Origin of the sequence: Pseudomonas sp. URMO17WK12:I7 (assembly GCF_003269045.1) — a bacterium.
GTDB classification, from domain to species: Bacteria; Pseudomonadota; Gammaproteobacteria; order Pseudomonadales; family Pseudomonadaceae; genus Aquipseudomonas; species Aquipseudomonas putida_J.
Map to the genome: position 1 here is coordinate 104,292 of NZ_QLTL01000013.1, position 13,329 is coordinate 117,620.

General features: G+C 63.1%; 13 protein-coding genes. 7 read left to right on the forward strand and 6 right to left on the reverse strand.

Going from position 1 to position 13,329, the window contains the following annotated elements; translation table 11 throughout:
• Positions 1-30: 30 nt before the first annotated feature.
• Both H040_RS19000 and H040_RS19005 read left to right on the forward strand, forming a co-directional pair.
• Positions 31-621 (forward strand): GNAT family N-acetyltransferase, encoded by a 591-nt coding sequence (locus H040_RS19000; protein ID WP_027917944.1) that lies wholly within the window; start codon positions 31-33, stop codon positions 619-621.
• Positions 618-1,490: a carbon-nitrogen hydrolase family protein gene (locus H040_RS19005; protein WP_027917943.1), complete on the forward strand. Its 873-nt coding sequence runs from the start codon at positions 618-620 to the stop codon at positions 1,488-1,490. Before H040_RS19000 ends, H040_RS19005 begins: the two co-directional genes overlap by 4 nt.
• Positions 1,491-1,611: 121 nt before the next feature.
• Here H040_RS19005 and H040_RS19010 read toward each other — a convergent pair whose 3' ends face one another.
• On the reverse strand, positions 1,612-3,135 hold the full coding sequence (locus H040_RS19010) for a fumarate hydratase (RefSeq protein WP_027917942.1): 1,524 nt from the start codon (positions 3,133-3,135) through the stop codon (positions 1,612-1,614).
• Positions 3,136-3,385: 250 nt separating this feature from the next.
• Between H040_RS19010 and H040_RS19015 the strand changes: the two genes are divergently transcribed.
• Positions 3,386-4,306: an iron-sulfur-binding ferredoxin reductase gene (locus tag H040_RS19015; RefSeq protein ID WP_027917941.1), complete on the forward strand. Its 921-nt coding sequence runs from the start codon at positions 3,386-3,388 to the stop codon at positions 4,304-4,306.
• Between the two features lie 142 nt (positions 4,307-4,448).
• On the opposite strand, the gene pyk is transcribed toward H040_RS19015, so the two are convergent.
• Complete coding sequence (gene pyk / locus H040_RS19020) at positions 4,449-5,903, reverse strand: pyruvate kinase (protein WP_016713620.1); 1,455 nt, start codon at positions 5,901-5,903, stop codon at positions 4,449-4,451.
• A gap of 181 nt (positions 5,904-6,084) precedes the next feature.
• Between pyk and H040_RS19025 the strand changes: the two genes are divergently transcribed.
• The 3 genes from H040_RS19025 to sbcB all read left to right on the forward strand — a co-directional run bounded on the left by H040_RS19025 (position 6,085) and on the right by sbcB (position 8,438).
• Positions 6,085-6,471: a hypothetical protein gene (locus H040_RS19025; RefSeq protein WP_027917940.1), complete on the forward strand. Its 387-nt coding sequence runs from the start codon at positions 6,085-6,087 to the stop codon at positions 6,469-6,471.
• A 124-nt stretch (positions 6,472-6,595) separates the two neighbouring features.
• On the forward strand, positions 6,596-6,955 hold the full coding sequence (locus H040_RS19030) for a PilZ domain-containing protein (RefSeq protein WP_027917939.1): 360 nt from the start codon (positions 6,596-6,598) through the stop codon (positions 6,953-6,955).
• A gap of 46 nt (positions 6,956-7,001) precedes the next feature.
• Positions 7,002-8,438: an exodeoxyribonuclease I gene (gene sbcB, locus H040_RS19035; RefSeq protein WP_027917938.1), complete on the forward strand. Its 1,437-nt coding sequence runs from the start codon at positions 7,002-7,004 to the stop codon at positions 8,436-8,438.
• A gap of 70 nt (positions 8,439-8,508) precedes the next feature.
• Here sbcB and mvaT read toward each other — a convergent pair whose 3' ends face one another.
• Complete coding sequence (gene mvaT / locus H040_RS19040) at positions 8,509-8,886, reverse strand: histone-like nucleoid-structuring protein MvaT (protein WP_027917937.1); 378 nt, start codon at positions 8,884-8,886, stop codon at positions 8,509-8,511.
• A 296-nt stretch (positions 8,887-9,182) separates the two neighbouring features.
• Here mvaT and purU point away from each other — a divergent pair, with 296 nt between their 5' ends.
• Positions 9,183-10,034, forward strand: coding sequence for a formyltetrahydrofolate deformylase (purU, locus tag H040_RS19045; RefSeq protein WP_023378897.1), 852 nt, complete (start codon positions 9,183-9,185; stop codon positions 10,032-10,034).
• 274 nt (positions 10,035-10,308) lie between these two features.
• On the opposite strand, the gene H040_RS19055 is transcribed toward purU, so the two are convergent.
• From H040_RS19055 to H040_RS19065, 3 genes are read right to left on the reverse strand one after another with little or no spacing between them, the layout of a single operon-like run.
• Positions 10,309-11,301, reverse strand: coding sequence for a lysylphosphatidylglycerol synthase transmembrane domain-containing protein (locus tag H040_RS19055; RefSeq protein WP_027917936.1), 993 nt, complete (start codon positions 11,299-11,301; stop codon positions 10,309-10,311).
• On the reverse strand, positions 11,298-12,062 hold the full coding sequence (locus H040_RS19060) for a DUF2334 domain-containing protein (protein WP_027917935.1): 765 nt from the start codon (positions 12,060-12,062) through the stop codon (positions 11,298-11,300). The genes H040_RS19055 and H040_RS19060 overlap by 4 nt, the downstream gene beginning before the upstream one ends.
• Complete coding sequence (locus tag H040_RS19065; RefSeq protein ID WP_027917934.1) at positions 12,055-13,176, reverse strand: glycosyltransferase family 4 protein; 1,122 nt, start codon at positions 13,174-13,176, stop codon at positions 12,055-12,057. The genes H040_RS19060 and H040_RS19065 overlap by 8 nt, the downstream gene beginning before the upstream one ends.
• Between the last annotated feature and the right edge of the window lie 153 nt (positions 13,177-13,329).

A 13,329-nucleotide genomic window follows, 5' to 3' on the forward strand; every position in this document is an offset into this window, starting at 1 on the left:
TCATCCACCTCGACAAAACGACCGCCAAGCATGGAAATACGCCTGTTGCACGGCGCCGCTATCGCGCCTTACATCGATGACCTCGCTCGCCTGCGCCTGACCGTGTTTCGCGAGTTTCCCTACCTCTACGACGGTACTGCGGAGTACGAGGCAGACTACCTGGCCAGCTACACCCGCTCCGGGCGCAGCCTGGTGGTGCTGGCGATTGACGACGGCGAGGTGGTGGGTGCTTCGACCGGCCTGCCGCTGGTAGATGTGGCCCCGGAGTTCCAGCAGCCGTTTCTGGCGCTGGGGCGCGACCCGGCCAGCGTCTACTACTTCGCTGAATCGCTGGTACTGCCGGCCTACCGTGGCCGTGGGCTGGGCGTGCGCTTTTTCATAGAACGCGAGTCTTATGCCCACAAACTGGCCGAATTCGACTTCTGCGCGTTCTGTGCCGTGGAGCGCCCAGGTGTGCATCCGCGCCGGCCTGCGGACTACAAGCCGCTGCACGGGTTCTGGCGCAACCGCGGCTTCCTGCATGACCCCTCCCTGCGTACCCGCTACGCCTGGCGCGACCTGGACGAGGCGCAAAGCTCGGAAAAGATCATGTCGTTCTGGACCAAGGAGCTGCCGATTTGATCCGCCTCGCGGCCTGCCAGTACGCCATCGAGCTGCATGAAACCTGGGATGCCTATGCCGACCACTTGCAGGTCTTGTGTGCCGAGGCCGTAGAGGCGGGCGCCCAGCTGCTGTTGCTGCCCGAATACGCCGGCCTGGTGCTCAGCGGCCAGTTGCCGGCCGAACAGCGTGGCGACCTCAAGGCTTCGATCGCCGGCATTCAGCCGCTGATCGAGCCCTGGTTGGCGTTGTGCGAAGGGATTGCCCGGCGCTGGGGCATCTACCTGCAGCCGGGCAGCCTGCCAGTGCTCGACCTCGATGGGCAGTACCGCAACCGTGCCTGGCTGTTCGGCCCCAAGGGCATGCTCGGCTATCAGGACAAACTGATCATGACCCGCTTCGAGCGGGAGCAGTGGGGCATTGCCGCAGGTGATGGGCTGCAGGTGTTCGACACCGATCTTGGCCGCCTGGGCATCCTGATCTGCTATGACAATGAGTTCCCAATGCTGGCGCGGCGCCTGGCCGAGGGGGGTGCCGACCTGATTCTGGCGCCGAGCTGCACCGACACTGAAGCGGGTTACCATCGGGTGCGCATTGGCGCGCAGGCACGAGCGCTGGAGAACCAGATAGCCGTGTTGCAGAGCCCGACAGCCGGCGTGGCAGCGTGGTCGCCGGCACTGGACGAGAACATCGGCCGGGCTGGGCTGTTCGTGCCGCCAGATCACGGCATGCCGGGGGACGGGGTGGTTGCGCTGAGTGAGGCGTTGAGCCCGGTGAGCAGCCAGTGGCTGGTGTGTGAAGTGGATCTTGAGGAAGTGAGGCGGGTGAGGCAGGAAGGGCAGGTGTTTACCCGCAGGGACTGGCCGGAGCAGTTCGAGAGAATCCTGTGAGGGCGGTGGCGCCTGCTTCGCGGACGAGCACGCTCCCCCAGGTTTCGCATAGCCCTCAAGCTTGCGCGATATCTGTGGGAGCGGGCTTGCCCGCGAAGCAGGCGCCGCATTTACATCAGGTTTACTTCACTTCGACTGCCAGGCTCTCGGCAATCTTGCTCTGCCACAGGGCAGGGCCAGTGATGTGCACCGACTCACCGTTGCTGTCGACAGCGACGGTCACCGGCATGTCCTTGACCTCGAACTCGTAGATCGCTTCCATGCCCAGCTCGGCGAAGGCCAGGACCTTCGACTTGCGGATGGCCTGGGCCACCAGGTAGGCAGCGCCACCTACGGCCATCAGGTACACGGCCTTGTTGTCCTTGATCGCTTCGATGGCGGTCGGGCCACGCTCGGACTTGCCGATCATGCCCAGCAGGCCGGTCTGCTCGAGGATCTGGCGGGTGAACTTGTCCATGCGGGTGGCAGTGGTCGGGCCGGCTGGGCCTACCACTTCGTCACCGACCGGGTCGACCGGGCCGACGTAGTAGATGAAGCGGCCTTTGAGGTCGACCGGCAGTTCTTCACCGCGGTTGAGCATCTCGACCATGCGCTTGTGCGCAGCGTCGCGGCCGGTGAGCATCTTGCCGTTGAGCAGGATGGTCTCGCCCGGCTTCCAGCTGGCGACTTCTTCCGGGGTGATGTCGTCGAGGTTGACGCGACGGGCGCTCGGACCAGCTTCCCAGACGATTTCCGGGTAGGCGTCCAGCGACGGCGCTTCCAGCTCGGCCGGGCCGTTGCCGTCGAGCACGAAGTGGGCGTGACGGGTGGCGGCGCAGTTCGGGATCATGCACACCGGCAGCGAGGCGGCGTGAGTCGGGTAGTCCATGATCTTGACGTCGAGCACGGTGGTCAGGCCACCCAGGCCCTGGGCGCCGATGCCCAGCTGGTTGACCTTGTCGAACAGCTCCAGGCGGATCTCTTCGAGGCGGTTCTGCGGGCCACGGGCTTTCAGTTCGTGGATGTCGATGGACTCCATCAACACTTCCTTGGCCATTACCGCAGCCTTCTCGGCAGTACCACCGATGCCGATGCCGAGCATGCCAGGCGGGCACCAGCCAGCGCCCATGGTCGGGACGGTCTTCAGTACCCAGTCGACGATCGAGTCGGACGGGTTGAGCATGGCCATCTTCGACTTGTTCTCCGAGCCGCCGCCTTTGGCTGCGACGTCGACTTCGACCTTGTCGCCCGGGACGATGGAGTAGTGGATGACGGCCGGGGTGTTGTCCTTGGTGTTCTTGCGGGCACCGGCCGGGTCGGCCAGGATCGAGGCGCGCAGGACGTTTTCAGGCAGGTTGTAGGCGCGACGCACACCTTCGTTGATCATGTCGTCGACGCTCATGGTGGCGCCGTCCCAGCGCACGTCCATGCCCACGCGGATGAACACGGTGACGATACCAGTGTCCTGGCAGATCGGGCGGTGGCCGGTGGCGCACATGCGCGAGTTGATCAGGATCTGGGCGATCGAGTCGCGTGCGGCAGGCGACTCTTCACGCAGGTAGGCTTCGTGCATCGCCTGGATGAAATCGACGGGGTGGTAGTACGAGATGAATTGCAGGGCGTCGGCGACGCTCTGAATCAGGTCGTCTTGCTTGATCACGGTCATGCAGCGCGCTCCTCTTAAAGACGGGAACATTCAAAAAGACGCTCGACGGTGCCGACCAGCGTGTCGAAGCGCCTTGCAAGGCGCGCCGGCAGGCTGGCCGACGCAAAAGGGCGCGGCAGTATAGCGCGCCTCACCGCGCGAAACACCTGCGCGTGGTCTGGACCATGGTCGGCAGGTAGCAGGCATCCTTTTTGCTGCCAATGCGCGCTTGGCATACAGTGACCCGGTGCTCGATGGAGAAAGACTTACCATGCCTGAACTTTGCGTGGGCGCGCGCCGCTGGACGGTGCCGGCTGGCAGCAACCTGCTCGATGCCCTGAACGAGGCAGGGCTGAATGTGCCCTACAGCTGCCGTGCGGGCAGTTGCCACGCCTGCCTGGTGCATTGCCTGGCAGGTCAGCCGGCTGATGCCTTGCCCGAGGCCCTGGCGCTGGACAAGCATGCCCTGGGCTGGCGCCTGGCCTGCCAGTGCCGGGTGGTCGAGGACCTGCGCGTGGCGGTATTCGACCCGCAGCAGGACGGGGTGCCGACGCGGGTATGTGCAGTGGACACGTTCGGCGATGTGCTGCGCGTACGGCTGCGACCGGAGCGGGCGTTGCGTTATCAGGCGGGGCAGCATGTGGTGCTGTGGAGCGGTGCTGTGGCAAGGCCCTACTCGATTGCCAGCCTGCCGGGCGAAGAAGACTTTCTTGAGTTTCATATCGACTGCCAGCGGCCGGGTGCCTTCTGCGACAAGGCCCGGGGGCTGCAGGTGGGCGACCAGTTGCGCCTTGGTGAGTTCAGGGGGGGGGCGCTGCATTACGACCCGGACTGGCACGCACGGCCGCTCTGGCTATTGGCGGCGGGCACCGGGTTGGCGCCGTTGTGGGGCATCTTGCGCGAAGCATTGCGCCAGGGGCATCAAGGGGAGATTCGGGTGGTGCATGTGGCGCGGGACAGCGTTGCGCACTATCTGGCGGAGCCATTGCTGCGGCTGGAAGGTGTGAAGGTGGAGCTGGTATTGGCAGAGCAGATGGATGAAGCGCTGGTGGGGTTGCGGCCTTCATCGCGGCAAACGGTGGCGTTGGTGTGCGGGGCGCCTGGGAGTGTCGAGCGGTTTGCCCGGCGGTTGTTCATTGCCGGGGTGCCGCGGGGGCAGGTGTTTACTGATGTGTTCTTGGAACATGCCTGAAGTATTTTAGTGAAAGTGCTGGCCCTTTCGCGGGCAAGCCCGCTCCCACAGGTACCGCATAAGCCTCAAGGCGGGTGCAGAACTGTGGGAGCGGGCTTGCCCGCGAATGGGGCCGCCAAGCGGCCCCCTTGGGAGCGGCAGATCAGCCGACCAGTGGATCACCGACGTGCAGGATCTTCATGCCGTTGGTGCCGCCGATGGTGTGGTAGCTGTCACCCTTGGTCAGGATCACCCAGTCACCTTGCTCCACCAGGCCGCGCTTGAGCAGCTCGTCGACGGCCGCCTGGCTGACCTTGTCGGCCGGCAGCGAAGCCGGGTCGAAGGCAATCGGGTAGACGCCGCGGAACATGTTGGCCCGTGCCTGGGTGGCGCGGTGCGGCGACAGTGCGAAGATCGGCACGTGCGAGCGAAGGCGCGACATGATCAGCGGGGTGTAGCCACTTTCGGTCAGGGCGATGATCGCTTTCACGCCTGGGAAGTGGTTGGCGGTGTACATGGCCGCCAGGGCGATGCTTTCGTCGCAACGCTCGAAGGTGGTGTGCAGGCGGTGGCTGGACTTCTGGCTGGTCGGGTGCTTCTCGGCGCCCAGGCAGATACGGGCCATGGCCTGTACGGCTTCGATCGGGTAGGAGCCCGCGGCGCTTTCGGCCGACAGCATCACCGCATCGGTGTTGTCCAGCACGGCGTTGGCCACGTCGGACACTTCGGCGCGGGTCGGCATCGGGTTCTGGATCATCGACTCCATCATCTGGGTCGCGACGATCACTGCCTTGTTGTTGCGGCGGGCGTGCTGGATGATCTTTTTCTGGATGGCGATCAGCTCGGCGTCGCCGATTTCCACACCCAGGTCGCCACGGGCAACCATCACCGCGTCCGAGGCTGCGATCAGTTTGTCCAGGGTCTCGTCGTCAGCTACGGCCTCGGCACGTTCGATCTTGGCCACCAGCCAGGCGCTGCCGCCGGCTTCGTCACGCAGTTTGCGCGCGTATTCCATGTCGCTGGCGTCACGCGGGAAGGAGACGGCCAGGTAGTCCAGGTCCATTTCCGCGGCCAGCTTGATGTCGGCCTTGTCTTTTTCGGTCAGGGCCGGTGCGGTCAGGCCGCCACCTTTACGGTTGATGCCTTTGTGGTCCGACAGCGGGCCACCGATGATCACCACGCAGTGCAGGGCGTCTGCGGTGGCGGTCTCGACGCGCATGACCACACGGCCGTCGTCGAGCAGCAGTTCGTCACCGACGCCGCAGTCCTTGACCAGGTCGGGATAGTCGATACCGACGATGTCCTGGTTGCCTTCGGTCAGCGGGTGGGCGGTGGAGAAGGTGAACTTGTCACCGATCTTCAGTTCGATGCGCTTGTTGGCGAACTTGGCGATGCGGATCTTCGGACCCTGCAGGTCACCCAGCAGTGCGACATGGCGGCCGTTCTTGGCGGCGATGTCACGGATCAGGCGGGCGCGCGCCTTGTGCTCGTCCGGAGTGCCGTGGGAGAAGTTCAGGCGTGCCACGTCCAGGCCGGCAAGGATCAGCTGTTCGATCACTTCCGGCGAGTTGCTGGCGGGGCCAAGGGTGGCGACGATTTTGGTACGGCGGATGCTCATGCACAGACTCCTATAGTGAAGCGCAGCGAAAGGCTACTCCTCAATTGCGCTGTAGTCATTGTTCCGTTGCACTACCTGCGACCATCGCAGGGTGGCATTTGAACGGGCGGGGGTATCCTTGCAAAAGGCTGTGAAGATTTGCCGGCAATGGCCGATACACTGGCATCAAAGGAGATACCCCATGCGCGCCCTGATCGTAATTGCCCTGGCGGCCAGCACCGTCGGCTGCACCCGCTGGTCCATGGACCACCACCTGAACAACGCCTACCGTGCCTATGACCGTGGCGATTGTTCGAAGGTCATGCTGGAGTTGTCGCAGGTCGACCGCACCAGCCGTGCGCGGCCGTTCATCCACCCGGAAGTGTCGTTGCTGCGTGGCCAGTGCCTGGAGCGTGACAGGCTTTATGTGGATGCTGCGCAGACCTACGAGTACCTGATCCAGCAGTACCCAGGCAATGAATACGCCTATCGGGCCAAGGCGCGCCTGGAAACCTTGCAGAAGCTCGGGCACTACCGGGGTACAGAGGCGGCGGTGGTCAACCCGGTGAATACCCCCACTTGGCGTTAACACCAAGGTGTCTTTAATTTCACGGGATTTGCCTGTCACGCTGCGCTAATCTGTAACTCAGTTGTTACAACAACCGCCAGTACCTAGCATTCCTGGCACCTGGTACGGGATTGCACTTTCGATCATGTTCAACCAGCGCCATATCGAACGCCATCAGCTGCCTTGTGTGCTCAAGGTCTACAACCGCTTTACCGATCAGCCGATCGGTCAGCTGGGCAATGCCTCCGAAGACGGGATCATGTTGATCAGCTCGCTGCCGGTGCTGGTCGGCCCGGACTTCGAGCTGCAATTGCGTCTGCCGCTGGCCGGTGGCGGGTATCAGTTCATCAACCTGACCGCCAGTTGCCTGTGGTGCCGCGAAGACCAGACCCCGGGCCACTACGATTCCGGTTTCATGTTGCTGCAGGCGCCGCGCGAATACGAAGAATTCGTCCGCTCGCTGCGCGACTATTTCAGTTTCCGCCCCGCCAACGCTTCCGCCTGAGCCTGGCTCCGCTAAAATCGGGTCGACCTTGAAACAGGACGACCCCGTGACTACCAGCATCTTCTGGCACGACTACGAAACCACTGGCATCAACCCGCGCTGCGACCGGCCGCTGCAGGTCGCTGGTGTGCGCACCGATCTCGACCTCAACGAGATCGAAGACCCGATCAGCCTTTACTGCCACCCCTCGGACGATATTCTGCCGCACCCGGCCGCCTGCCTGGTCACCGGCATCACCCCCGAGCAACTTGCTCACCAGGGCCTGTGCGAAGCCGAGTTCATGACCCGGGTCCACCAGCAGCTGGCGCGCCCCGGCACATGCGGTGCCGGCTACAACACCCTGCGCTTCGACGACGAAGTGACCCGATACAGCCTCTACCGTAACTTCTTCGACCCCTACGCCCGCGAATGGCAGGGTGGCAACAGCCGCTGGGACCTGATCGACGTGGTGCGCACCGCTTACGCCTTGCGCCCGGAAGGCATCGTCTGGCCGCAGCAGGATGGCCGCACCAGCCTGCGTCTGGAGTTGCTCAGCAAGGCCAATGGCATCGACCATGGGCATGCTCATGAAGCGCTTTCCGACGTACGGGCCACGATCGCTTTGGCGCGCCTGATAAGGCAGAAGCAGCCCAAGTTGTACGAGTGGCTGTTCCAGTTGCGCAGCAAGCACAAAGTGATGGAGCAGATTCGTCTATTGCAGCCGTTGGTGCATATATCCGGGCGGTTTTCTTCGTCGCGTAATTATCTGGGTGTGGTCTTGCCATTGGCCTGGCACCCGCGTAATCGCAATGCACTGATTGTGTGCGACCTGCATCAGGAAACCCTACCGTTAATAAGGGAAAGTGCCGAGGTACTGCGCGAGCGTTTGTACACGCGGCATGAGGAATTATCGGAAGGACAATTACCCGTCCCGCTCAAGTTGGTGCAGATCAATCGCTGCCCGGTAGTCGCTCCGCTCTCGGTATTGCGCCCTGCGGATCAGCAACGGCTGGGCATCGATCTGAAAGTGATTCAAACACGCGCTGAAGAGTTGGCTAATCAACAGCCGGCCTGGCAAGACAAGCTAGCGCATATCTACGGCAAGGAGGATTTCGCTGCGGTTGAAGACCCGGAACAACAGTTGTATGACGGTTTCATCGGTGACCGCGACCGCCGCCTGTGCGAGCAAGTTCGCACGCTGGACCCTGCCCAGTTAGGGCACGGCCACTGGATGTTCGATGATCCGCGCCTGCCGGAGTTGTTGTTCCGTTATCGCGCCCGGAACTTCCCTGAAACCTTGAACAGTGAAGAGCGCCAGCGCTGGTATGGTTTCTGCCAGCAGCGTCTGAGCGACCCGCAGTGGGGGGCACCCAATACGCTGGGTGATTTCGAGCAGGCCAGGCGGGGGGCCTGGGCCAATGCTGACGAGGCTGGGCGGCGGGTGTTGGACGCCTGGGAGGTGCATGCCCGCAACTTGCGTGAGCAGTTTGCTATCAGCCTTTGACAGAGCAAACAAAAACGCCGGCAGCAGGCCGGCGTTTTTGTTTGTATATGCAGCGCGAGGCTGTGGACAATCAGTCCAGCAGAGTCGCCCAGCTTTCAACCACATCGCCACCCCATTTGGCTTTCCATTCTTTCAGGGTCTTGTGGTTGCCGCCTTTGGTTTCGATGACTTCACCGTTGTGCGGGTTTTTGTATTGCTTGACCTTGCGCGCACGCTTGGTGGCGACAGGTTTCGCTGCACCGCGCGGGGCTTTGCTCAGTTTCGATTCTGGGTCGAGCAGGGCGATGACGTCGCGCAGCGACTTGGAGTATTCACCCATCAGCGTACGCAGTTTGCCTTCGAACTCCAGTTCTTTCTTCAGCTTGTCATCCTGAGACAGGTTGGCCAGGCGGGCCTGAAGTTCCTTGATGGCTTCTTCGGTAGCGCGGTACTCGTTGATCAGGGACATGGAGTGTTCCTTAATGCGTGTTCAGAAATGTGTAGGTCAATAATAGACAGGCGATACTCTCAAGTAAACATATTATTCGGGCGTTAACTGTTATTAACGCTGTGACAAAATATCTCAAGATTAAGAAAAATTTACATATGCCCTGCAATTGGCCCTGATTGTCATCAGGCTGTAGTCAGCCAAGCTCGCACGTAGCCTTTGCGGGCATGGCGCTACCGGCGGGCGCAATGATTACTGCGTTTTTCTGGTCGGGCCGCTAGAATGAGCGCCTTTGCGAAGTTCTGGAGTCTTAATTCATGCGCACCTATCGTCTGGTGATCGCCTGCCCCGACCGTGTTGGCATCGTGGCGAAAGTCAGTAATTTCCTGGCCTTGTACAATGGCTGGATCAACGAAGCCAGCCACCACTCCGATGAGCAGAGCGGCTGGTTCTTCATGCGCCATGAAATCCGTGCAGAATCGCTGCCATTTGGTATCGAGGCGTTCCGCGAAGCCTTCGCGCCTATCGCCGAAGAGTTCTCCATGACCTGGCGTATCACCGACTCGGCGCAGAAGAAGCGCGTGGTGCTGATGGCCAGCCGCGAATCACACTGCCTGGCCGACCTGCTGCACCGCTGGCACACCGATGAGCTGGATTGCGAGATCCCTTGTGTGATTTCCAACCACAACGACCTGCGCAGCATGGTCGAGTGGCACGGCATTCCGTTCTTCCACGTTCCGGTCGACCCCAAGGACAAGGCCCCGGCTTTTGCCGAAGTGTCGCGCCTGGTACAGGAGCACGCGGCTGACGTGGTGGTGCTGGCGCGCTACATGCAGATCCTGCCGCCGCAGCTGTGCCAGGACTATGCCGAGAAGGTCATCAACATCCACCACAGCTTCCTGCCGTCGTTCGTCGGTGCCAAGCCGTACCACCAGGCCGCCCTGCGAGGTGTGAAGCTGATCGGTGCGACCTGCCACTATGTGACTGAAGAGCTGGATGCCGGCCCCATCATCGAGCAGGACGTGGTGCGCGTGAGCCACGCCGACAGCATCGAAGACATGGTCCGCTTCGGCCGTGACGTCGAGAAGATGGTGCTGGCCCGCGGCCTGCGCTATCACCTGGAAGACCGCGTGCTGGTGCATGGCAACAAGACCGTGGTGTTCGACTGATCCATGTATGGGGCTGCTTTGCAGCCCTTTCGCTACACAAGGCCGCTCCTACAGGAAATCGCCTTCTGCTGTAGGAGCGGCCTTGTGTCGCGAAAGGGGCGCAAAGCGCCCCCGACAATCGGGAGCGATACAGCAATGGCAAGTTCACGTAACAAACCCACTGCCTCACCCCCGCCCACCCTCGGCGAAGGCTGCCTGGCCCGCTACGACCCCGAAGCCCTGGGCGACGAAGACGGCACCGACTTCCCGGATGCCGCCGAGCTCTGGCGCCAGCTCAACCCGCCTGACGCCGCCAGCGCTCCAGCAGCGGACGCGCCAGCAGGCAGACAAACACCGGCCCACCCGCCAGCAGATAAAAGTAGTAAGTGATCGCTCGCCAGATCAGGATCGCGGCTGCGGCCGTCGAACTGCCAACCAGCGGAGTCAGCAGACTTGCCGAGGTCAACTCGGCGGCACCAGCGCCACCGGGCAGCAGGCTGAATTGCCCGGCGCTGAGCGACAGCATCTGCACCAGAAAGCTCGGGATCCACGACAGTTCCACCCCCAGACCTTGCAGCACCAGGTAAAGCACGCTGTAGCGCAGGCTCCAGTGCAAGCAGGTGAGGGCGAACACCATTGCCAAGGTTCGCTTGGGCAACTGCCAGGTCTGCGCCAGGGCGTCGATGAAATGCAGAACCTTGCGTGCCCAGCGGCGCCTGCGTTTGCCAGGCATCCCCAACCGCTGCAGCACCCTCCCGTTGAAGCGCATCAGTGCACGCCGGTAACGCAGCAGCAGCACGATCGTGGCCAGGGCGGCGCACAGCAGCAGCGCGCTGCCCAGCAGCATGCTTTGCTGGCTGCGTCCAAGGCTGTGGAACAGCGCATAACCGGCAATTGCCAGCATCGCGCAGAAGAAGAACAGCAGGTCGTTCAACTGATCCATGGCAAACACCGCACCGCTGCGGGCCGGCCCGATGCGGTCACGGGCGAGCAAGGCCATGAGGGTGACCGGCCCGCCGCTGCCTCCAGGGGTGGTGCAGATGGCGAACTCGGTTGCCATTACCACGCCCAGGCTACGTACATGGCCAAGCTGCGCAGCTTGCTGGCCCAGTAGCAAGCGCAGGCGAATGGCATTGATCACCCAGCACAGCAGGATCATGCCCAGCAGGGCCAGCAACAGCCTGGTATCGAAGGCCATCAGCCTGGGCATCAGCTCGTTGCCGCCCAACAGTGTTGGCACCAGCAGGGCGCCTACCAACGCCAGGGCCAGCCAGCCGACGCGGTTCATGCGATCACCTGGCGCTCCAGCCAGGTCGACTTGGTCAACGGCTCACGGCCTTGCAGCAGCAGGTTGTCGAGGGTGCGCAGCCAGTAGTTGCGCGACGAGCTGTGGCGCATGTCGACCGGGTGGAGGCCCAGGCGCAGGGTTTCGGCTGTGCGCAAGCGCCGACACTGCCAGTCGCAGACCACCCTCGACAGCCCACGGCGCCAGGCGCTGCGTGCGCTCCATACCAGGCCTGGCGCTTCATAGGCGGTGAAGTCAGGTAAACGATAAAGGTGCTGGGGCGTGCTGGTGTAGCGCAGCGGCAACTGGCTCAGCGCCTGTCGAGTGCCTTGGCTCATCAGCCAGGCCGGGGCGACGAAACCGGCCACCGGCCAGCCTTGCCGATCGAACACGGCCAGACCTTGTTCCAGGCGCTGCAGGGCTTGCGCCTGATCGAGGGCGTAGAACTCGCCTTCGTGGGTGTAGATACGCCGCATGAAGTATTCGCCGAGGTTGCGCGGTGGGGGGCCATCGTCGGCGTGGTAGAGGCCGTGCAGCGCCAGTTCGTCCCCCCGTGCCAGGCGCCGTTCGAGCAGGCGGCAGAAGGTCGGTGAGCGGGTCAACGGGTTGCGATGGTGGAAATCCGGCACCACCAGCCAGGTCATTGGCACATTGCCCATCTCGTCCACGGCCTGCACGAACGGCTGGTAGTCAGGCCAGGTTTCGGGCGCGATATCGTGCAGCACCAGCATCAGGCTGCCCGAGGCACTGCCGGGCTCATCCATGGGCGCGCACCTGCGGTTGGTGGCCGAGCACGGACTGGTAGTGTTGCAGCAGGCCAGCCACCACGTTGTCCCATGAATAGTGTTGCTCCACGTGCTGGCGGGCCTGGGCGCCGAGCTTGCGCACCCCGGCCTCGAACGCTTCGCGCACGGCCAGTGCCATGGCTTGGCCATCGTTGGCCCGGCACAGCCGCCCGCACTGTTCGTTGACGATTTCGCCAAATGCCCCGGCGCGTACGGCGACCACCGGGGTGGCGCTGGCCATGGCCTCGAGGATGACCAGGCCGAAAGTCTCCTGGTCGCCGGCGTGCACCAGCAGGTCGGCGCTGGCGACCAGGCGTGCGACCTCCTGCGGTGGGCGGAACTGGTCGATGACGCTGACGTTCTCGGGCACATTGGCGGGCATGTTCGAGCCGACCAGCAACAGGTGGTAGGGGCGCCCCAGGTGTTGCATGCATTCGAGCAGCACCGGCAGGTTCTTCTCGCGTGAACCGCGCCCGGCGTAGATGAGCAGGCGGCTGGTATCGGCTATACCCAGCTGGGCCCGCAGCTGCGGGTCGCGATGGTCGGGGTGGAAGGTGTTCAGGTCGACACCCAGGCGCTGCACGTGCACGTCACGCACGCCAAGCCGGCGCAGCTTGTCGGCCATCACCAGGCTCGGCGCCAGTACCCGGTCGAAATTGCCATACAGCTTGCTGACATAGGCCTCGACATTGGGCGTGAACCAGTTGCCCATACGGTTGCTCACCAGCAGCGGCAGGTCGGAATGGTAGAAACCGATCACCGGCACGTCGAGCTGGCGCCGGGCTTCCAGTGCGGCCCAGGCAGTGAGGTACGGGTCGCCGACTTCGATCAGGTCGGGCTTGAGCCGGCGCAGCACATTGCACCACGGCGCCAGGCGTACCGGGAAACGGTAGCCTTTGCCGAACGGCAAGGGCGGTGCGGGGACCTGGTAGATGCCATCGGCATCGCTGGCGCTGGCGCCGGGGATCAGGAGGCTGTGGTGTACGCCCGGAAGGGCGTCGAGGCGGTGGTGTTTGGCATCCAGATACGTCCGCACGCCGCCGCTGGCCGGGGCGTAGAACATGGTGATGTCGGCGATGTGCACGATCAGCATCCCTCCGGGATCGTCTTCGGGTCTGTCATCTGGTAATGACGCGCCTAAAAGTTGACCTTCCTGAAGGATAGTTTGTTCGATCGGGGTTGGGCGTGAGTGCAGTGCTGGATTCTTCGCGGCTAAAGCCGCTCCCAGAGCGATCACCTCGGCCTG